This is a genomic window from Streptomyces sp. DSM 118878, assembly GCF_052936595.1.
This window is the reverse complement of record NZ_CP193622.1, coordinates 3,012,244-3,032,976: the sequence shown is the minus strand read 5'-3', so window position 1 is coordinate 3,032,976 and position 20,733 is coordinate 3,012,244. Positions and strand designations below refer to the sequence as shown.

The following is a 20,733-nucleotide window of genomic DNA, read 5'->3' as shown; positions in this document are numbered from 1 at the left end:
TGTCGGGTGGCACCGACCGGCACCGACCGGCACCCGGTCAGTTTCCCGCCCCGGTGTTCGTCTCCACAGACTCAGGCATGTCCTGTTCTGTGGCCGGGCGGGCGCTGAGGATGGTGAGAGCGAGAAGCCCGGCGGCGAGGAGGACGCCTACGGCGACGGTCAGGGCCGCGCCGTATCCGGCGACCAGCGCCTCGCCGGTGCCCAGCGCGGCCTTCTCCGGCTGCGCGGTGACGGTGGCGGCGACCCCGGCGAGTACGGCCAGGCCGAGAGCGACACCGATCTGCTGCGCGGAGTTGAGCAGGGCCGAGGCGATCCCGGCCTTGTCCGCGTCGACGCGGTAGACCGCTGCCTGGGTCAGGGCGAGGACGCCGAGACCGAAACCGAGCGCGAGGACGAACATCGCCGGCGCCAGGTGCGGCCAGTAGCCCGTGTCGACGGTGATCGCGGAGAACCAGAACGCGGCCAGGGCGCTCAGCAGCGCGCCGAGAGCGGCGACGGAGCGGGGGGCGATCTTCAGCAGGAGCTTCGGGGCGGCTCCGGCGCCGAGCACCAGTCCGGCGGCGAACGGCAGCCATGCCGCTCCCGTGCGAAGGGGGCTGAACTCCTGCACCTGCTGGAGGTAGAGGGTGACGACGTAGAACGTGCCCATCGGGCCGATGGCCAGCAGCAGCATGGTCAGGTAGGCGCCGGAGCGGTTGCGGTCCCTGAACAGGCTCAGCGGCACCAGGGGGTGGGCACTACGGGCCTGGGTGAGGACGAACGCGACGAGCAGTACGGCGGCCGCCGCCAGGAGGACCAGCGCGACCGGGTCGGTGAAGCCGTCCTCGCCGAACCTCGTGATCGCGTAGACGAGCGCGACCATTCCACCGGTGCCCAGCACCGCACCCACCGTGCCGACCCGGCCGGGGTGACGGGCGGCAGCGACCAGGCTGCGGCTGCCGAGGAGAACGAGCAGGCCGAACGGGACGTTGATGAAGAACACCCACCGCCAGTCGAGGAGGTCGGTCAGGACACCGCCGAGGAGCAGTCCGACGACGATCCCCAGCGCGGACATCGCCCCGTAGAGGGACAGCGCGAGGTCGCGCAGCTTGCGGTCGGGGAAGGTGGTCGTGATCAGGGCCAGCGCGTTCGGGGCGGTCAGCGCCGCTCCGACGCCCTGCACGGCACGGGCGACGATGAGCATGGTGACGTTCTGCCCCAGCCCGCCCGCCAGCGACGCGATCACGAAGACCGCGATACCGAGCTGCAGGGTGCGGCGGCGCCCCCACAGGTCGCCGATCCGGCCACCGAGCAGGAGCAGCGCGCCGAACGCGAGGATGTAGGCGTTGACCACCCAGGGCAGGTGCTCCGCCGTCACACCGAAGTCCCGCTGGATGCTCGGCAGCGCGATGTTCACGATCGAATCGTCGAGCACCAGCATCAGCTGGGCGGTCGCGATGACCAGCAGCGGGATCATCCCGGCCCGCTGCCTCGTCGCCTTTGTCACGTCGTCTCCTTCGCTCGGTGCCCGCAGGATCTCCAGCCGTCGGCACTGCTTCACGGGGCCTGACCGCCGTTGCGGTCGTCCACCGCGGACGGATACCCCCCCGCCGGTATATAACCATATACGGGTGGGGGGTATTTCCTCGGGGTGAGGCGGCGGAGAGATAATGAGGGCAGGAACGGCTACCGAGCGGACGGGACCGGCCGAGAACGGCACCGGCGGGGCGAACGGCTCCCGTCGCGGAGCCCGGGTACCTGTCGCGTGCGCCCTCGCTCGCGCGCGTCGACCGCGCCGTCCGCTCATTCCGCGGGCGTGGCCCGCGCCAGTGCCTCGATCCCCTCGGCGGTGAGGAGTTCCGTGATGGCCGCGCGGACCTGGGAGCTCGCGTCCGGGCCGTACCGTCGCGGATGTCCGCGTACCGCTCGCGGAAGTAGCCGTGCGCCGGGTGTTCGGGGGCGAATGCCTCGACCTTCTGGGTCGTGGCGAGTCTCGCCGGCGGCCGCCTCTCCGACGTGCTGCGACGGCGCAAGCCCTTCGTCCTGGCCGCTGCCGTCATCTACTCGATGGGGCTTGTGCTCGTCGCGTTCTCCGGGGAGATGACCCCGTTCCTGGTGGCCATGGCCGTCTCCGGGATCGGCATCGGCGTCTACTTCGCGATCGGCCTGGCCCTCGTGGCCGATGTCCTGCCCGACCCGCGCAACGCCGCGAAGGACCTGGGCGTCTTCAACATCGCGAGCGCCTTGCCGCAGTCGATCGCGTGCGGGGAGTGCGTTGAGGGGTGGGGTTGCCCGGTCGTGGGGCCCGCATGTGGTGGACGGCGTGCGGACCCCGGGGGGATTCAGGCGGGACGGGCCGCCGCGAGCACCGCGTCCGTGATCGACTCGGCGTACTCGTCGGTGAGCCGGTCGAAGTCGAAGAGCAGCGCGTACCACATGGGCCCATAGATCAGGTCGATGAGGACGTCGTCGTCGGGGCAGGTGACCTCGCCACGCTCGCGGGCGCGCGCGATGACCCGGCGGAAGAGGTCCCGGCGGGGGTTGATGACTGACTCGACGGCCAGCCGCGCGAAGTCCGGTCCCTGTGCGGCCTCCGCGGCGACGGCCTGGCTGAAGGCCTTGTCGCTGTAGCGATGCAGTTCGAACGCCGCCCGCACCATCGGCAGCAGATCGCTCCTGAGGCTGCCGGTGTCCGGCACCGGGAACACCTCACGTCCGACCGAGTCCAGGGCGTCGAGCAGCAGCTCGCCCTTCGAGGCGTAGCGGCGGTAGACGGCCTGCTTGGACACGCCGCTTCGGGCCGCGACGCCTTCCATGCTCATGCCCCGGTAGCCACGTTCCGTGACGATCTCCAGGGCCGCTTTGCGGATCGCCTCGTCGCGAGCCGGATCCCGTGGTCTTCCTTGCACGCCGATCAGCCTACGTGAGTTCCGTGACGGTGCGTGGGGGAATCCGGAGCGGTGCCGGACACGCCTGGGGTGCTCCACACACGGTGGTGTGGAGCACCTCGGGGCGGCCCGGCCGGGCGGGGTTCACGTCACTGTGCGCAACAGGACGCCGCCCCGTCCTCGAAGGCGCTCAGCCTGCAAAAACAGGAGGCCGCGACGGGGACGTCGGCCGAGGCGACGGCGATGTCGCGGGCCAGGGCGATCTGCCCGGCCTCCGCGTGCCGTCCCAGGAGGGTGAGGCACTCGTGGAGTCCGTGCAGGCTCCAGACGTTGTTGGGGTGGGTGCGGCGACGGGCGAGAGCGCGGTCCAGGTAGAGGTCCGCGCGGTAGATCGCAGCGGCCTCTTCGATCCGGCCCTGTTCCATGGAGAGCGCGCCGTAGGCATGGCGCACCGGCTGGAGCCAGGCGGGCGGATCGGTGTAGGGCAGCGCGTCCTCCGCCTCGATGGCACGCTCCAAGGCTGCGAAGGCTGCCTCGAAGTTGCCCTTGCGGTACTCGAGTTCGCCCTCCAGCATCCCGGCGGCGACCTTGAGGACGTCGACCTCCTTGGCGGGCACGGCGTTCCACCGGGTCCCGGGCACCGTGGTACGAGCTGCTGCGAACTGTTCTCGGGCCACCTCGGCCTCGGCGATGCGGCCGAGCGCGGAGAAGGCGATGCCGCGTGCGTAGTGGATCATCGCGGTGGTCGAGCAGAACAGCTCCTGGTCCGGCGGGAGTTCGAGATCGAGGATCTCCTGCCAGCGGCCGAAGCGGATCAGGACGTGCGGCAGGGTGGTGCGGTAGCTCTCCATCAGGTCGGCCATGGGCGGGCTGTCGATCCGCAGGAGTTCCGGCGTGACGAGTGCGTCGATGCGGCGGGCGGCGTCCAGCGCCTCGCGGGACCTTCCGGACATCATGGCGCCGTAGGCCAGGACGCACAGGTTGTGCGCGCGGTAGAGCGAGTACCAGTGCCGGCCGTCCTCGCGCGCGAAGAAGCGGTCGTCGGCCGCGACCGCGACGGCGTTGGACTCCACCACGCGGCGCCAGTCGCCGCAGGCGGCGTCGATGTGCGTGGACATGTGGGCCATGTGCCCACCGTCGGGGGCCAGGTTCCGCAGCCGGTCGGCCGCGGGGAGAGCGGTCTCCGGGAACGGGGACATCTCCATCAGGTGGATGTAGAGATGGTTGAGAGCCGGATGCCGGTCTCCGCCCGGCCGGGCGAAGGCGAGCTCGACGACCTCGCGGGCCTCCAGAGTGCCGTAGCCGACCGGCTCCCCCGTGTCCAGGTCCCACAGGGCGCGGGGGCTCACGCACAGCAGCGCGTCGGCGAACAGCGCCGCGGCGTCCAGGTCCTCCGGGTGAGCCCGGTGGACCTCGCGCATGGCGTCGGCGTACGCGCGGTCGAGGGCGGCGAACCCGTCCGGCCCCTCGGGGAGGCCGTGGCGCGGGAAGCGTGCCGCCATGGCCTCGATCAGGGCCCGCTCGAAGGGAGTGCACGAGGCGGAGGCGGCGCGCGCCCGCTCCAGGGCGTCGTTGGCCCGGTCGACGGAGGTCTTGAGGTCGGCGGCGTCGAAGAAGCGCCAGGCCTTGTTGTAGTTGGGGCCCTTGGCGAAGGCGATCCCCCAGTGGGCCATCGCACACTCGGGGTCCTCGACGACAGCCTTCTCGAAGCAGCTCACGGCCTCCTCGAAGTTGAAGCAGTACGCCCACAGCAGGCCACGGTCGAACCACACCTGCGCCTGCGGGGAGGACGTGGTGACGGTGCGGCGGTGGTCGCCGAGGTCGTAGTACGTGTCGGTCACGGTGTCGGTCACGGTGCTGACTCCGATCTCGGATGGTGGGCACGGCGGCGTACGGAGCGCCCCGGGGAGCAGAGGCCGGGTCGTTCCCGCGCGGTGCCGTGCGTATCCTCTATTCAATACGCACCGTACCGTATTGAAAAAAGGTCCTCATGCCTTCTCCCCGTTCACCGATGCCGGCCCTTCTCGCCCTGACCGTCGCCTACTTCGCCATGGTGGCCGCCGCGGTCGCCATCGTCGGGATCGGTCCGCTGATCACCGACGGTCTCGGCGTCGGTTCCGGTGCGGCCGGGGCGCTGAGCACCGTGTACACGGTGGTGTTCGCCCTGGGTGCCCCCGTCGCGGCGGTGATCCTGCGGCGTGTGGACCGCAAGAAAGTCCTGCTCGTCGGTCTGGTCCTCATGGTGCTGGGCGGCCTCGCCGGCGCCGTGGCACCGCGCCTTCCGCTGATGATCGCCGCCCGTGCGGTGCAGGGCGTCGGCGCGGCCGTCTTCGCCCCCACGGCGTCGGTCGTCGCGGCGATGATCGTCCCGCCGGAACGCCGTGCCCGCATGCTGTCACTGGTCGGGAGCGGCGCCATCGCGGCGATGGTGCTCGGCGCACCGCTGGCCTCCGCGGCGGGAGCCCTGATCGGCTGGCGCTGGACCCTCGCCGCCCTCGCCGTACTGATCCTCGCCGGTCTGCCCGTGCTGACGGCGCTGCTTCCGCCCCTGCCGCCGAAGACGGTCCTGCGGATGCGCGGCTTCGGATCGGTGGTGCGCTTTCCGGGGGCCCGGCCCCTCCTGTGGACGACCTTCCTGGCCCTCATCGGCCAGTACGTCGTGTACGGCAGCGTGGCCCTCTACCTGCCCCGGCGCTTCGGCGCCTCGGACACGATGTCGCTGGTCATCCTGCTGTCCTTCGGTGCCGTGGCACTGTGCGGCAATACGCTCGGCGCCGCCGCGTACCACCGGTTCGGCGGTGACCGAACCCTGGCGGGAGGCATCGCGGGCGTGGCGCTCACCTTCGTGTGTGCCGCACTCCTGCCCGCACATCCCGCGTCCGGCATCGCGACCTTCGCCCTGTGGGGGCTGTTCAACCCGGTCTTCATCTCACCCCAGCAGGTGCGCATCATCGACCTGTTCGCCGAGCGGAGCGACCTGCTCATCCCGCTCAACACCACGTGCGTCTACCTCGGCATGAGCCTGGGAGGCCTGCTCGGAGCGAGCCTGCTCCCGGCAGTGGGCCCACGGGCCCTGTCCGCCGTGGCCCTCGTGCCGCTCGCCGCGGCCGCCGTGGCGCACGGCGTCTCGATGCGGCGCCGCAGCCCTTCCCTGCTGCGGCCGTCCGGCGTGGCCGCCGCGGGCCGTTTCGGTGGAGAGCACGACAACGACGAGGAAGGGTGACTCAATGCATTCGCACCACGAGGAAGTGAAGTTCATGGCCGACATCAAGGAGGCCGCGCCGGAGATGGTCTCGGCGTTCTTCGGCTTCGACAAGGCCGTGTTCAGCAAGGACACCGGCAACCTGGACCTGGCCACCCGTGAACTGATCGCGGTCGGCGTCGCGGTGACGACGCAGTGCCCCTTCTGCATCGAGGACCACGCCAAACGTGCCGTGAAGGCCGGCGCATCCAAGGCCGATGTGGCCGAAGCGGTCATGGTCGCAGCCGCCCTGCGCGCCGGCGGCGGCGTCACGCACGGCTGGAAGGCGATGAAGAGCATCGCCGAGGACGAGTGAACCCACCAGCGCCGCGCGGGTAGTCCGCGTCCGAGTGATCCCAGTGGTCCGAATGCCCCGGTCATCGCGTGGCCGAAGGCGGTCGCGAGGACGTACATGAGCCTGCCGCGTGTAGTCGGCCAGATTCAAGTAGGTGTCCACGAGCGTCGCGCCGCCGCGCCGGGCCGTCGTCCGCAGTGCGATGCTCGCCTTGGCGGCAGGTTGACTGACGCATCTCAGTCCGGTGTCGTGCAAACTCAGGCGCCCGCGCGCCGAACTCACCGGCGGCGCAGCAGGGCCGCGGCGAGGTCATGGGGTCGGGCGGCGAACGGGCTGTGGCTGCCGGGGAGGGTTTGCACGGTGAACGGGTTGCCGGGCACGGCCCGGTCGGCTTCCGCGATCATCAGATCCTGCACGGCTGCCGGAAGCGCCCGGTCGTCCGCGCAGCGCAGGAAGGTCCGCGGGACGCGCCCCCACCGTTCCGCGGTCACGGTGACCGGCGTGGTGGGGATGGCCAGCGGCAGATCGGGGCTCAGCGCCGAGCGCCAGCGGCCGAAGCGGTCCGCGGGGATGTCGTGGTAGTAGGTCTGCCGCAACTCCTCGACGTAGGCGGGATCCTGGGAGAGCGGGTTGATGCGCACGGCGCCCAGGTCCCCGGAGTCGCCGAGATGGAGGCTCCCGCCCCGTGCCGAGGCGTTGGCGGGCGAGCCGAGGTAGTCGAAGAACCGGGGCCGCCCGGCGGGCACGAAGGCCGAGAGGTAGACGATCTCGTCGAGGAGTTCGGGTGCCTGCTCGGTGGCCAGCGACGCGGGGCCGCCGCCCACGCTGTGTGCGACGAGGACGACACGGTGGTGGCGGCGGGCCCGGCGCAGCGTGTCCAGCACGGACTCGGCGCTGTCGTCCATGGTCACGGTGGCGAGCGCGGACTTCTCGGTGGCCAGGCCGGGCTGGCCCGCCTTGAGGTATCCGCTGGGCAGCGGTGCGTCGAAGCCGTGCCCCGGCAGGTCGACGGCCATGCTCGCGGCGCCGTGCCCGGCGAGTGCGCGCTGCGTCGCCGCCCACTGCCCGGAGCTGTGCCAGGCCCCGTGCACGAGGACGAAGACGGTGTCCGCGGATGAGGTCGCGGCCGCGACCGCGGCCGCGGAGGAAGGATCGGTCATGACCGTATTCCACGGGCCTCGGCCCCGGTCATCCAGTGAGAGATCTGACAAGCTGGGTGACGATACTTACGGGATATGGCCGGGAGGCTGCTCATGGAGGCGCGGCACCTTCGGTACGCACTGGCCCTCGCCGAGCACGGACACTTCGGCCGGGCGGCCGGCGCCCTGGGTATCGCGCAGCCTCCGCTGTCCAAGCAGATCGCCGACCTCGAACGGGAGGTGGGCGCCCGGCTGTTCGACCGCACCCGCCAGGGGGTGTTCCCGACGGCTGCGGGCGCGGCCTTCCTCTCCCGGGCGCGCAGGGCGCTCGACGAGATCACGGCGGCCTCGGTCGACGCGGGCAGGGCGGCACGGGGCGAGACGGGCCGGCTGCGTCTGGGGTTCATCGCCTCGGCGCTGCTCGAACCCCTGCCGGGCGTCCTCGGCCGGTTCGGCCGCGAACGGCCCGACGTACGGCTGGAACTGCACGAGATGGCGACCAGCCGCGGCACGGCCGCGCTCGTCGCAGGCGACCTGGACGTGGCGATCGGCCTCGGCCGGCCACGAGGCGTCGGGGCCGAGCGGCTGGTGTCGGTGCCGATCGGCCGCGACCACCTGGTCGCGGTCGTCAGCAGCACGCATCCGTACGCGGGGCAGGCCACGGTGGACGTGGACCGGCTGCGGCGACAGCCGCTGATCGTGGCACCGGGCGAGGACGAGCCCGCCGTCGTCGCGGGGCTGCGGGACCTGCTGGGCAAGGACTCCCCGGCGCTCTCCGGCGCGACCGTCGCGAGGGACATCCACACCATCATCGGCCTCGCCGCCTGCGGTGTGGGCGTCGGCCTGGGGCCCTCCCGCATGCTGGCGGCCCCGCGCCGGGGCACGTGGTTCTGCGAGGTGACGCCGCGCACGCCTCTGCCCGACCTGGTCCTTTCCTTCGATGCCCGCGACCGTTCCCCTGTGCTGGACGCCTTCCTCGACGTCATCCGCGCGAACTGCCCCGATGTCGGCGCCGCGCTCGACCACGTCTCCGCGTAGGGCTCCTCGCCAAGGGGCCGGACGATTCTCCAGACGGATCTCCCGTACGGATCTCCAGGGAAGTCGTATCTGCCATGGAGAATCGCATCAGGTATTTCAGGTGCCAGGCAAATGGGCTTATCTTGTCGCACATGCAGTCCTACACGATTGGGCAGGCCGCGCGTCTGCTCGGGGTCAGTCCCGATACCGCCCGCCGCTGGGCGGACGCCGGACGGGTCGCCACGCATCGCGACGAGGGCGGGCGGCGGCTCATCGACGGGCGGGACCTGGCCGCCTTCTCCGTCGAGGTCGCGCAGAGCGGCGGCACGGGCGAGGACGACGTCTCGTACACCTCCGCCCGTAACGCCTTTCCCGGCATCGTCACCGCCGTGAAGCTCGGTGACGTGGCCGCCCAGGTGGAGATCCAGGCGGGTCCGCACCGCCTGGTCTCGCTGCTGACCCGCGAGGCGGTGGAGGAACTCGGCCTGGAGGTCGGGGTGCAGGCCACCGCCCGGGTCAAGTCCACCAGCGTCCACATCGACCGCGCCTGAGCACCACTCGAAACAGGAGCCCCGCCCCGTGATGTTCCCGAAGTACCCCGGTCCCGCCCGTCGCCGTGCCGCCGCCGCGGTCGTCATCGCCGCGCTGCTCGTGCCGCTCGCCGCCTGCGGCAGTGACGACGGCGGGAGCGCCACGGCCGGCGGCGACAAGGGCGTGAAGCTCACCGTCCTCGCCGCCTCCTCCCTCACCGACGTCTTCGCCACCGCCGAGAAGGCGTACGAGAAGGAGCACCCCGGCACCGACATCACCGTCTCCGCGGCCGGTTCCCAGGAGCTCGCCGCGCAGGTCGAGCAGGGCGCGCCCGCCGACGTTCTCGTCACCGCCGACACCAGGACGATGGACGGGCTGAAGTCGGACACCGGCGAGCCGACGGTCATCGCCAGGAACCGGCTCGTCATCGCCACCCGCGGCGGCAACCCGGACAAGGTCAAGGAGCTCAAGGACCTCGCCGACAGCGGGCTCAAGGTCGTTCTCGCCGATGACACCGTGCCGGTCGGGCGGTACGCCAAGCAGGTCCTCGACCGGCAGAACATCGACGTGAACCCCGTCTCGAAGGAGGCGAACGTCCGCTCCGTGCTCAGCAAGGTCGAGCTCGGCGAGGCCGACGCGGGCATCGTCTACAGGACGGACGCCGCCACCGCGCCCGACAAGGTCGACGCCGTCGAGATCCCGGACGCCCAGAACGCCGTGGCCTCCTACCCCGCCGCCACCCTCAAGGGCTCGGAGAACGCGGAGGCCGCCGCCGCGTTCGTGAAGTGGCTCAGCGGCCCCGAGGCGCAGAAGATCCTGCGGGACGGCGGTTTCCAGCAGCCGTAACCGGGCCATCAGCTTCCGGGCGCCCGATGCCTCCCCGCGACGGGCGCCCGGTCGACACCGCGTCACCTCCCGAACCAGGACCGCCGATGAGTCGCCTGAGCACCCGCACCCGCCCTCCGGGACGCACTCGCCTGCCGGGACGCACTCGTCCGCCGGGCCGCACCCACACCCCGGGCCGCACCCGGGCCCCGCTCGCCCTCGCGCTCCCCGCGCTGCTCGCCATCGCGTTCCTGCTGATGCCGCTCGTCGGCATCCTCGCCCGTACCGAGTGGGGCGACCTCGGCACGCATCTGTCCCGGCCCGGCGTCATCCAGGCCCTGAAGCTCTCCCTGCTCGTCTCCTTCTGGGCGCTCGGGCTCTCCCTGCTGCTCGGGGTGCCGCTGGCCTGGCTGCTCGCCCGCGTCGACTTCCCCGGCAAGGCGGTCGTGCGCTCCCTCGTACTCCTCCCGATGGTGCTGCCGCCGACCGTCGGCGGCGTCGCGCTCCTCCTCGGCTTCGGGCGGCGCGGACTGCTCGGCCCCTGGCTGGAGAACACCTTCGGGATCGTGCTGCCCTTCCACACCTCGGGAGCGGTGATCGCGGCGACGTTCGTGGCGATGCCGTTCCTGGTCATCAGCCTGGAGGGGGCGCTCGGCGGCCTCCGGCCCGGCTTCGAGGAGACGGCGGCGTCGCTCGGGGCCTCGCCGGTACGGGTGTTCTGCACCGTCACGATGCCGATGGTCGCCCCCGGGCTCGTCGCGGGGGCCGCGCTGACCTGGGCGCGGGCCCTCGGCGAGTTCGGCGCGACGATCACCTTCGCGGGCAACCTCCCCGGCACCACGCAGACGCTGCCGCTCCAGGTGTATCTGCTGCTCCAGGACTCTCCGGAGGCCGCGACCTCCCTCTCGCTGCTCCTGCTCGCCATCGCGATGACCGTGCTGATCGGGCTGCGGGGGCGGTGGTCGGCGGGGGCGGCGGTACGGGTGCGGCCGCCGCGCGCCGACGAGGTCCACGCTCCGGCCGACGAAGCCGCGCTGTCCGCGGACCGGGAGCCCGTACCCGTACCCGAGTCCGAGCAAGGGCCCGAGCCAGTGCCCGTACCCGAGCCCGAGCCCGCCGAGAAGTGGTCCCTGCACGCCGACGTCACCGGCCACAACGAGCTGACCCTCGACGCGGAACCCGGCACCACCATCGCCGTCGTCGGGCCCAACGGCGCCGGCAAGACCACGCTCCTGCGCGCCCTGCTCGGCCTCACGCCACGCGCGCACGCACGGCTGCGGCTCGGCGAACGCGATGTCAGCGCGCTGCCACCGCACCGCCGCCGCGTCGCCTGGGTACCGCAGGAAGGCGCGCTCTTCCCGCACCTGAACGCCCTGGGCAACACCGCGTACGGGCTGCGCGCCCAGGGTGTCCGGCGCGGCGAGGCCCGCCGTGACGCACGGCGGTGGCTCGACCGGCTCGGCGTCGGCGACCTCGCGCACCGCAGGCCCGCCCAGCTCTCCGGCGGCCAGGCCCAGCGCGTCGCGCTGGCCCGCGCGCTGGCGGCCCGGCCCCGGCTGCTGCTCCTCGACGAGCCGCTCGCCGCCCTCGACCAGACCACCCGCGCCCATGTGCGCCACACCCTGCGGCGCCACCTCGACGGCTTCGGCGGGGTCTGCCTCATCGTCACGCACGACCCCGTGGAGGCCGTGTCGCTGGCCGACCGGGTCCTCGTACTCGACGAAGGGCGTACGTTGCAGGACGCACCGCCGGCCGAGGTCACCCGGCATCCCCGCTCGCCCTGGGTGGCGCGGATGCTCGGCCGCAACGCCTGGCCGGGCACCGCCGACGAGGACGGCACGCTCGCCCTCGCGGGACGGGGACGCCTGGTCGTCGCCGATCCGCCGGCCGCGGGGACGCGGGCGCTCGCCGTCATCGCCCCCGAGGCGGTCTCCGTCCACCGCGAGCGGCCCGAGGGCAGCCCGCGCAACGTCTGGCACGGGACCGTACGGGAGATCACCACCGCCGGGAGCCGCCTGCGCGTCCTGGTCGCTTCGGGCGAGGCCCCCGACCTGGTCGCCGAGATCACCCCGCAGGCGGCGGTGGAACTGGGGCTCGTGGACGGGGCCGAGGTGTGGACGAGCGTGAAGGCGACGGAGGTGTCGGTGGTGACGCTCTGACGGGTGTTTCCTGACGGGGCGTCCGACGTGTGGGGTGCCACGCCGTCAGGTCAGGTTCAGCCCGCCGTCGAGCATGATGACCTCGCCCGTGAGGTAGGTGCTGGCCAGTACCGAGGCCACCAGGTCCGCCACGTCCGAGGGCTGGGCCGGGCGGTGCATGGGGGCCCGCTCCCGCCACAGCTCGTGGGCCTGTGCCCAGTCCTTCGTCATCGGTGTGTCCACGAGGCCCGGCGCCACCGCGTTGACCCGCACCTCGGGGCCGAGGGCGGCGGCGAGCAGCCGGGTCACGTGGTTCAGCGCGGCCTTGCTCGCCGCATACGGCACCGACGATCCCTTGGGGCGCACCCCGGCGTGGCTGGTGACGTTCACGATGCCGCCGCCCGCGGGGGACCGGCGCAGCGCGGGCAGGGCCGCCGTGCACAGCACCCAGGGCGCGATCAGGTTGACCTCCAGGAGCCGGCGCCAGTCGGCGGGCGTCGCCGCGGCCAGGTCGTCGTGGGGGATGGGCCAGCTGATGCCCGCGTTGTTCACCAGGACGTCGAGGCGCCCGTACCGTTCGAGCGCCGCCTCGACCAGGCCGCGGGCCTCGTCCTCCACCGCCAGGTCCGCCCGTACGTACGTGCCGCCGAGCTCCGCCGCGAGCGCCTCGCCCGCGTCCGTGCTGCGCCGCGAGTGCACCACGACCCGGGTGCCGTCCGCCGCCAGTCTGCGCGCGACGGCCTCGCCGATGCCGGACGTGGAGCCGGTGACCAGGGCGACAGGACGATCTGACGGTTCGTTGCTCATGCCGCCGGATCCTGCCACGGCGCTCCGGGGCCTCCTCACGGCACCCCTCAAAGAGGCCGCGGTCACCCCTCGGAGCGGTGCCCGCCGGTCAGAGCGGTGCCTGCCAGGTCACCGTGGTGCCCGCCGCCACGCCGTCCGCGTCCCCGTCGTCGTACACCGTCAGGCGTACGCACTCCCGCCCGTCGGGCAGCGTCGCCCGCGCGTCGACCGTCACGTCGACCCGCGTGACGCCGGTCCGGCGTGACGTGGCGGCCAGGGCGCGGCGCAGCGCGGCGAGGAGGTGGCCGGCCGCGGGCCGGGTGACCCGGGCGTCGACGGCCCCGCCGAAGTGCACCGACGGCTGGACGCCGAGGACCGCGGCGGCGCCCGCCGTCTCGCGCAGGACCTTGCCGCGGAAGGTGGTGGGCGCATCGGCGGGCGGCTGCTGGAGGGCGAAGATGGCCGTGCGGACCTCCTGGATGGTCGACTCCAGCTCGTCCACGGCGCGGTCGAGCGTGGACTCCACCGGGGTCGACGCGGCCCGGCGGCGGGTCGACTCCAGCATCATGCCGGTGGCGAAGAGCCGCTGGACGACGAGGTCGTGCAGGTCGCGAGCGATGCGGTCGCGGTCCTCGAAGACGGCGAGGCGCTGCCGGCCCTGCTGGGCGTCGGCGAGGACGAGGGCGAGGGCGGCCTGCGAGGCGAACTGGGTGGCGAGCAGCCGCTCGGCGGCGGTGTAGGCGGGCGCGCCGCGTCTGCGGGGGAGCGCGAGCGTGCCGATGAGCCGCCCGCCCGCCTGGAGCGGCAGCATCATGCTGGGTCCGAAGCGGACGCGTACGTGGGTCGTCATCCGGGGGTCGGTCGCGGAGTCGTCGATGAACACCGGTTCGCCGCCGAGCAGTTGGGTCAGGACCGCGCTGCCGGGTTCGATGGTGGTGCCGATGAGATCGTCGTGGCCGGCGTCGTGGTGCGGGGGGCGGCCCTGCGCGGGGCCGGTGGCCGGGGGTCCCGGGGGGCGTTCGCGGGCCGAGGCGCCCCAGCCGTGGGGTGCGCCGTCCGTGGAGGCCGCGACGATGCGCATGCCGCCCGCCTCCGTGGGCTGGAGGATCACGCCCGCCGCCGCGTCCGCGAGGATCCTCGCCCGGTCCGCGACCGTCATCAGCGCGTCGGCCGCCGCCTCGCCCGTGAGCAGCGCCGTGGTGACCGCCGCCGCGCCCTCGATCCAGCGTTCGCGCCGCCGGGCGGCCTCGAACAGCCGGGCATTGCCGATCGCGATGCCCGCCTGGCTCGCCAGGATCCTGAGGAGCTGCCGGTCCTCCTCGGTGAAAGGACCGTCCGCCTTGCCGGACAGCACGAGGTCGCCGAACGGCTCGTCGTGCACGTGGACCGGTACGCGGATGACGTCGCCCCCGGCCTCGTCCCGCACCGGCGGCACGCCACCGCCGGGCCCGCCCGCGACGAACAGCCCGGCCGGGTTCTCGTGCGCCGCCGGGCCGGTGGCGCCGAGGGTGGCGCCGACAGGGCCGAGGGTGGCGCCGACGGGGCCGAGGGTGGCGTGTGCCGCGCCGGTCAGCCGGGCCGCGCTGTCCACGACGTGCTGGAGCGTGGTGCGCAGTTCGAGGTCCGTGCCGACGCCGAGGACCGCGTCGAGCAGCGGCATCGAGGACAGTGGTGTGTCGGCTCCTTCGGGCATCCGCGTCACGTACTCCATCGAGAGGTGCGCCCGGTGCGGTCGGTGCGCCCAGTGCGCCCGCTGCGCGCGGGTCAGCCGGACAGCGGGTCCAGGACCAGCGGCTGGATCTTGCCCTCCAGCATCGCACCCAGACCCAGCACGGCGCAGGTGTCCGGCCGCTCCGCGATGCGTACGGGCATGCCCGTCGCTTCCCGCAGCATCGTGTCAAGGCCCGGCAGCAGCGCGCTGCCGCCGACCATCGTCATCCCGCGGTCCACCAGGTCGGCGACCAGCTCCGGCGGGCAGTCCCGCAGCACCTGGCCGATGCCGTCGAGCACGGCGATGAGCGGGGTGTGCAGGGCCTCGCGGACGGCGGCGGTGTCGACGTGGACCGAGCGGGCCAGGCCGGTCACGACGTCCCTGCCGTGGATCTCCGTGGACTCCGGGCCGTCCTGGGTGATGCCGTTGCCGCGCAGGGCGAGGTGGAGGGGGCGTACGGACTGCTGGGGCAGCATGAGCTGGTACTGCTGGCGCAGGTGCTGCACGATCGCGTTGTCGAGGGCCTCGCCGCCGACCGGCACGCGCTCGGCGGTAACGATCGCGCCGAGGGAGAGGACCGCGACCTGCGTCGAGGCGGCACCGCAGACGAGGATCATCGTCGCCTCGGGCTGCTCCACGGGCAGCCCGCAGCCGACCGCCGCCGCGATGAGGGTGTCCACCAGTTCGACCCGGCGGGCGCCGAGCCCGACCATCGTCTCGACCGCCGCGCGCCGGGACAGCGGGTCCGCGTCGTGCGGGGTGCAGACGGCGGCGCGCAGCCGGGGCTTGCGGCGCAGGGCGCGGCGGAGCTTCTCGCCGATCAGGTGGCGCAGCATCCGCTGGGCCATGTCGATGTCGACGACGGTGCCGCCGGACACGGGGCGGACCACGCGGATGTAATCGGGCGTGCGGCCCGTCATCTCCTCGGCGAAGCGGCCGACCGCGATGAGCGCGCCCGTCCGCGTGTTGACCGCGGCGGCGCTCGGCTCGTCGACGACGAGACCGGCACCCTTCACGTACACCCGGGTCCTCGCGGCCCCCATGTCGACGGCGACGTGGCAGCGGCGCAACTGCTCCAGACTGACGGTCATGGCAGATCCTCCCGAGAGCGCGGACCGTACGGGCCGCAGAACACGGGCCCTGTCTCGCATCGTGCGGTGCCCGTGGGAGGGGCGCGCGTCAAGATGAGCCGGGCGGGGTGCCGCCGGGCGGGTGAATCGCGCCCCCGGGGCCGCCCGGAGCCGCGGGTACGGGACAGGGCGGAAGGGCAGCCGTGCGAGACCGCGGCGAACCGCGGGCCGGGCTTTGCCGTCCTGCCGCCGTTGGCGGGTAGTCGCCCTGGCGGCTTTCCGCCACGTACCGTCAACTCCCCTGTCACGCAGGCTCCCTGACACTCTTCGCAGCACTCGGGCACCACCCCCGCCCGGGCAGACGAAGAGAGGCAGCCCCATGACCAGAGCCCCCGCACGGCGAAGAGCCGGGCGCGCGGCCGTCCTCGGTCTCGCGTTCGCCCTGCTTCCCGCCGGGCAGAGCGTCGCCGAAGGTCCCGCGGCCGACGCCCCGCCACAGCGCACGGCACGCGCCGCCCACACCGTCACCCTCGTCACCGGCGACCGGGTCACCGTCACCCCGCTGCCCGGCGGCAAACAGACCGTCACCGTCGAGCGGCCCGCCGGTGCGAGCGGAGCCGTGCGGAGCCGGATATCCGGCGGCCACGTCACCGTCGTACCGGACGAGGCGCGGCCGTACCTCCGCTCAGGAGCGCTGGACGAGCGGCTGTTCGACGTCACCGGGCTGATCCGGCAGGGGTACGCGGGGAAGGGCGGCGCCGCGGGGCCGCCGCTTCCGCTCATCGTGACCTATGGGAAGAAGGCGCGCGGGGCCCACGAGCTGCCGCGCGGCGCCGAGAAGGTGCGGGCCCTGCCGAGCGTCTCCGGGGTCGCCGTCACGGCCGAGCGGCCCGCCGCCCTGTGGCGGTCCGTGACCGACAAGGCGTCCGGCGTCGACAAGGTCTGGCTCGACGGACGCGTCGAGGCCGACATGGCGCAGAGCAACGAACAGATCGGCACCCCCGAGGCCTGGGAGGCGGGCCTCACGGGGAAGGGCGTGAAGGTCGCCGTCCTCGACACCGGGTACGACGCCGACCACCCCGACCTCAAGGGGCGCGTCGGTCTGAGCAAGAGCTTCATCGCGGGCGAAGGCGTCGCCGACCGCAACGGGCACGGCACCCACGTGGCCTCCACCGTCGGCGGCAGCGGCGCCGCGTCGGAGGGGGAGAAGGAGAAGGGCGTCGCGCCCGGCGCGGACCTCGCCGTCGGCAAGGTGCTCAGCGACGAGGGCTTCGGCAGTGAGTCGCAGATCGTCGCGGGGATGGAGTGGGCCGCGAAGGACGTCGGCGCCAAGATCGTGTCGATGAGCCTCGGCTCCGACGAGCCCAGCGACGGCACCGACCCCATGGCCGCCGCCGTGAACTCCCTCTCGAAGGAGACCGGCGCCCTCTTCGTCATCGCCGCGGGCAACACCGGGGCCCCCTCGTCCATCGGCTCGCCCGGCGCCGCCGACTCCGCGCTGACCATCGGCGCCGTCGACTCCGCCGACGAGGCCGCGTACTTCACGAGCCAGGGGCCGCGGGCCGGTGACCACGCCCTCAAGCCCGACCTCTCCGCGCCCGGCGTCGACATCCTCGCGGCCCGTTCCGGACTCACCGGCGGCGAGGGCTCCTACACCGAGATGAGCGGTACGTCGATGGCGACCCCGCACGTCGCGGGCGCCGCCGCCCTGCTGGCCGAGCGGCACCCCGACTGGACGGGCGGCCGGCTCAAGGACGCCCTGATGTCGGGCTCCGAGCGGCTCGACGCCTCCGTGTACGCGCTGGGGGCCGGACGCCTGAGCGTGCCCGGCGCCGTCGAGGCGGAGGTCACCGCGACCGGCAGCGTCGACTTCGGGTTCCACGAGTGGCCGTACGACGGCGACGAACCGGTCGGCCGGACCCTCACGTACACCAACTCCACCGGCAGGGACGTGGAGTTGGAGCTGGCCGCGCGCGGCGCCGCCGACGGTGTCGTCACGCTCGCCGACTCCACCCTCACGGTCCCCGCGCACGGCACCGCGTCGACCACCGCGACGGGGGACGGGTCGAAGGCGCCGGTCGGCGACACGAGCGGCGCGGTCGTCGCGAGCGCGGGCGGCAAGGAGGTCGCGCGTACCGCGTTCGGCCTGGTCAAGGAGGAGGAGCGGTACACGCTCACCGTCCATGTGAAGGACCGGGACGGTGCGGCGACCGCCGCCGACCTGGCGGTGCAGCAGCTCACCGAAGGCACGGACCCCGTGCCGGCGGCCGTCGGCGACTCCGGCACCCTGAAGCTGCGCCTGAAGCCGGGCACGTACGCCGTGACGTCCTTCCTCGACGTGCGCGGCGGCGCGGGCAAGGACTCGCTCGGCCTCGGCTTCCTCGCCGACCCGCAGATCAGCCTCGACCGGGACCGCGAGATCACCCTGGACGGGCGGAAGCTGCGCGAGATCAGGGCCGACGTCGGGCGGCGCACCGAGACCAGGCAGTTGCTGATGGAGTACGCCAGGAAGGCCGGCGGCGCCGACCTGATGGGCGCCGTCCAGGTGCCCGTGAAGTACGACAGTGTCTTCGCCGCGCCGACCGAGAAGGTCACCGAGGGCAGCTTCGAGTACCGCACCGTCTGGCGGCTCGGGAAGCCCGCCGTGGACGTGAAGGGCCTGCGCGAGGCCGTGGCGCAGCCCGGCGGGACCATCGCCGAGGGGCGGCACGCGTGGCGTCTCGTGGACGCGGGCGACGGGACCCCGGCCGCGTACGAGGGCAAGGACGTGCGCGGCAAGGCCGTCGTCGTCCGGCGCGGCGACGCGGTGTCCCCGGAGCGGTTGGGGCAGGCCGCGCAGGACGCGGGCGCGAAGGCGCTGTTCGTGACGGACGACCGGCCGGGGCGGCTCAACGCCTGGTTCGGCACGGACGACAACGCCGACCGGCCGCTTCAGATCGCCTCGGTCGACGCCGCCGACGGGGCGCGGCTCGTGGCTGCCGCCGAGGCGGGCCGGAGCGTCACGAGCACGGGCACCGTGCACACTCCCTACGTCTACGACCTCTCCGAGGGACATGAGGGAGCCGTCCCGAAGGATCTCGTGTACGAGCCGAAGAAGCGGGACATCGGGGTCCTCGACACCCGCTATCACGCGGTGAAGCCCGCCGAGGGCGGTGGGTTCCGGTACTCCGTCACCGACACCTTCCCCGTCGGCATCGGCTTCCAGGAGCGGATCTCCTACCCGGTCGAACGCACGGAGTACGTCTCCACCGGGGCGGGCCAGCTCTGGCACGAGTCGGTGTCCACCGGGCCCGGGGCGCTGGAGCAGCGGAGCGGCCTCGTCACCTACCGGGGCGGCGAGCGCGTCGGGCTCGACTGGTTCAAGCCGGTGCTGCACCCCTGGCTCGGCACCGGGCTCGGCTGGGGGCAGACCCGCAGGGGCAACGACCTGGAGTTCAACGTGCCCGGCTGGGGCGACTCCGGGCCCGACCACACCGGGTTCGGCGACGTGTGGAACGAGCCCTCCATGACGCAGACCAGCGAGGTGTTCGTGGACGGGGCCAGCGTCGACCGGCGGACGAGTTCGGGGGTGTACGTGCGGGACGCGGACCCCGGTGAGCGCACGTACAAGGTCGTGACGGACACGACGCTCGATCCCGCGCGGTGGGAGCTCGCGACCAAGGGGCACTCCGAGTGGACCTTCCGGTCCAAGGAGACCCCGGACGACCGGAAGACCTACCTGCCGCTGCTGAACCTCGGGTTCGACGTGGACACGGACCTCGCGGGCGAGGTGCGGGGCGGCCGGAGTGTTCCGGTCGGGATCTTCGCCGAGTACGTGAAGGGGGCGGCGGGGACCGGCACCATCGGCGGGGCCGAGCTGGCTGTCTCCTACGACGAGGGCAGGACCTGGCGGGACGTGGCACTGGACCGGGACGGCGGGAAGGCGTCCTGGGAGGCGAGGCTGAAGATCCCCGCCGATGCCGGGTCCGTCTCGCTGAGGGCTTCCGCCAGGGACGACCGGGGCGGGAGCGTGCGGCAGGAGATCGTACGGGCGGTGGGCGTGCGGTAACGGGACGGTCCGGGCAGACACGGGAGGGTCCCGGGCAGGTGCCGGACGGGCTGGAGTCCTCGGTCCGTCCGGCCCTTGTCGGGTCATCCCAATATCTGCTTATGATTCAGCGGTGTTCGATTCGCGGCACATCAAGACGTTCCACGAAGTGGTCAGGGCCGGGTCGTACTCGGCGGCCGCTCGCTCCCTCGGCTACACGCAGCCCGCGATCACCCAGCAGATGAAGGCCCTGGAGCGTTCCGTCGGCACGCCGCTGTTCACCCGGGTCGGCCGCCGCATGCGGCTGACGGAGGCGGGCGAGGCGCTCTCCAGGCATGCCGGGATCATCCTGGACGACATCTCCGCGGCCCAACAGCAGATGAACGCGATCACGCGGCTGCGCTCGGGACGGGTGCGGGTCTGCGCCTTCCCCAGCGCCAACGCGACCCTCATCCCGGAGGCCCTGGCCCGCCTCGCCTCCGGCCACCCCGGGGTGCGCGTCGAGCTCCTTGAGGACGAGCCGCCGGAGTCGCTGCGGCGCGTGGTGCGCGGCGAGTGCGACATCACCCTCGCCTTCACCTATCCCGGGCTGCACGAGGAAGTGCCGGACGAGCTGGTGGAGATCCCGCTCATGGAGGACCAGCTCACGGTGCTGCTGCCCACGGGGCACCCCATGGCGCGCCGGCGTTCGGTCAAGCTCGCCGAGCTGGCGGAGGAGCGGTGGATAGCCGGCTGCCCGCGCTGCCGCGCCAACTTCCTGCACGAGTGCGCCGAACTGGGCTTCGCGCCCGACATCGCCTTCACCACCGACGACAACCTCGTGGTGCAGAGCCTGGTCGCCGAGGGGCTCGGCGTCGCGATGATGCCCGGGCTCGTCCTGAACTTCCTCTGCCACCGCAAGGTGACCGGACGCGCCCTCGATCCCGCCTCGCGGCGCCAGGTCTCGGCGTACGTCCTCAAGGACCACCTCCGCATCCCCGCCACGGCCCTGGTCCTCGACGAACTGAGGACGGTGGCCGCCAACCGCGTCGGCTGCTGAAGCCCGCGGCCCGCTGCCCACCTGTCCCCTTCCGCGCCGGCGCGTCA

The 20,733-nt window shown here is 73.0% G+C and carries 16 protein-coding genes; 9 read left to right on the top strand and 7 right to left on the bottom strand.

What is annotated here, in order from left to right; genetic code table 11:
• Positions 1-37: 37 nt before the first annotated feature.
• Positions 38-1,486, bottom strand: a complete 1,449-nt coding sequence (locus ACRAKF_RS13335) for an MFS transporter (protein WP_447037257.1) — start codon at positions 1,484-1,486, stop codon at positions 38-40.
• A gap of 476 nt (positions 1,487-1,962) precedes the next feature.
• On the opposite strand from ACRAKF_RS13335, the gene ACRAKF_RS13330 reads away from it, so the two are divergent.
• Positions 1,963-2,427 carry an MFS transporter gene (locus tag ACRAKF_RS13330; RefSeq protein ID WP_447037255.1) on the top strand — a complete coding sequence of 155 codons (465 nt, stop codon included), beginning with the start codon at positions 1,963-1,965 and terminating at the stop codon, positions 2,425-2,427.
• Here the strand turns inward: ACRAKF_RS13330 and ACRAKF_RS13325 are convergent.
• Both ACRAKF_RS13325 and ACRAKF_RS13320 read right to left on the bottom strand, forming a co-directional pair.
• Positions 2,322-2,888: a TetR/AcrR family transcriptional regulator gene (locus tag ACRAKF_RS13325; protein ID WP_447037253.1), complete on the bottom strand. Its 567-nt coding sequence runs from the start codon at positions 2,886-2,888 to the stop codon at positions 2,322-2,324. The genes ACRAKF_RS13330 and ACRAKF_RS13325 overlap by 106 nt on opposite strands.
• A 128-nt stretch (positions 2,889-3,016) precedes the next feature.
• Complete coding sequence (locus ACRAKF_RS13320; RefSeq protein ID WP_447037252.1) at positions 3,017-4,720, bottom strand: hypothetical protein; 1,704 nt, start codon at positions 4,718-4,720, stop codon at positions 3,017-3,019.
• Between the two features lie 158 nt (positions 4,721-4,878).
• Here ACRAKF_RS13320 and ACRAKF_RS13315 point away from each other — a divergent pair, with 158 nt between their 5' ends.
• Together ACRAKF_RS13315 and ACRAKF_RS13310 are read left to right on the top strand one after the other, a co-directional pair.
• On the top strand, positions 4,879-6,090 hold the full coding sequence (locus ACRAKF_RS13315; RefSeq protein ID WP_447037250.1) for an MFS transporter: 1,212 nt from the start codon (positions 4,879-4,881) through the stop codon (positions 6,088-6,090).
• 4 nt (positions 6,091-6,094) lie between these two features.
• On the top strand, positions 6,095-6,424 hold the full coding sequence (locus tag ACRAKF_RS13310; RefSeq protein ID WP_447037249.1) for a carboxymuconolactone decarboxylase family protein: 330 nt from the start codon (positions 6,095-6,097) through the stop codon (positions 6,422-6,424).
• Between the two features lie 257 nt (positions 6,425-6,681).
• Here the strand turns inward: ACRAKF_RS13310 and ACRAKF_RS13305 are convergent, their stop codons facing one another.
• Positions 6,682-7,563, bottom strand: a complete 882-nt coding sequence (locus ACRAKF_RS13305) for an alpha/beta hydrolase (RefSeq protein WP_447037248.1) — start codon at positions 7,561-7,563, stop codon at positions 6,682-6,684.
• Positions 7,564-7,656: 93 nt separating this feature from the next.
• Between ACRAKF_RS13305 and ACRAKF_RS13300 the strand changes: the two genes are divergently transcribed.
• The 4 genes from ACRAKF_RS13300 (at position 7,657) to ACRAKF_RS13285 (ending at position 12,074) form a co-directional block, all read left to right on the top strand.
• The gene (locus ACRAKF_RS13300; protein ID WP_447041963.1) at positions 7,657-8,580 is read left to right on the top strand and encodes a LysR family transcriptional regulator; all 924 of its coding nucleotides are present in this window, start codon (positions 7,657-7,659) and stop codon (positions 8,578-8,580) included.
• A gap of 131 nt (positions 8,581-8,711) precedes the next feature.
• Complete coding sequence (locus ACRAKF_RS13295; RefSeq protein ID WP_447037246.1) at positions 8,712-9,110, top strand: TOBE domain-containing protein; 399 nt, start codon at positions 8,712-8,714, stop codon at positions 9,108-9,110.
• A 31-nt stretch (positions 9,111-9,141) separates the two neighbouring features.
• A complete protein-coding gene (modA, locus tag ACRAKF_RS13290; protein WP_447041962.1) occupies positions 9,142-9,936 on the top strand; it encodes a molybdate ABC transporter substrate-binding protein in 795 nt (264 codons plus the stop codon).
• Positions 9,937-10,022: 86 nt separating this feature from the next.
• Entirely contained in the window at positions 10,023-12,074 is a 2,052-nt protein-coding gene (locus ACRAKF_RS13285; protein WP_447037245.1) for an ABC transporter permease, read from the top strand.
• 45 nt (positions 12,075-12,119) lie between these two features.
• Here the strand turns inward: ACRAKF_RS13285 and ACRAKF_RS13280 are convergent, their stop codons facing one another.
• The 3 genes from ACRAKF_RS13280 to mreB all read right to left on the bottom strand — a co-directional run bounded on the left by ACRAKF_RS13280 (position 12,120) and on the right by mreB (position 15,641).
• Positions 12,120-12,860, bottom strand: coding sequence for an SDR family NAD(P)-dependent oxidoreductase (locus ACRAKF_RS13280; RefSeq protein WP_447037244.1), 741 nt, complete (start codon positions 12,858-12,860; stop codon positions 12,120-12,122).
• Between the two features lie 88 nt (positions 12,861-12,948).
• The gene (locus tag ACRAKF_RS13275; protein ID WP_447037243.1) at positions 12,949-14,532 is read right to left on the bottom strand and encodes a GAF domain-containing protein; all 1,584 of its coding nucleotides are present in this window, start codon (positions 14,530-14,532) and stop codon (positions 12,949-12,951) included.
• Positions 14,533-14,603: 71 nt separating this feature from the next.
• Positions 14,604-15,641, bottom strand: a complete 1,038-nt coding sequence (gene mreB / locus ACRAKF_RS13270) for a rod shape-determining protein MreB (RefSeq protein WP_447037242.1) — start codon at positions 15,639-15,641, stop codon at positions 14,604-14,606.
• A gap of 358 nt (positions 15,642-15,999) precedes the next feature.
• Here mreB and ACRAKF_RS13265 point away from each other — a divergent pair, with 358 nt between their 5' ends.
• Together ACRAKF_RS13265 and ACRAKF_RS13260 are read left to right on the top strand one after the other, a co-directional pair.
• Entirely contained in the window at positions 16,000-19,668 is a 3,669-nt protein-coding gene (locus tag ACRAKF_RS13265) for a S8 family serine peptidase (RefSeq protein WP_447037241.1), read from the top strand.
• A gap of 112 nt (positions 19,669-19,780) precedes the next feature.
• Positions 19,781-20,686, top strand: a complete 906-nt coding sequence (locus ACRAKF_RS13260; protein WP_447037240.1) for a LysR family transcriptional regulator — start codon at positions 19,781-19,783, stop codon at positions 20,684-20,686.
• Positions 20,687-20,733 lie beyond the last annotated feature (47 nt).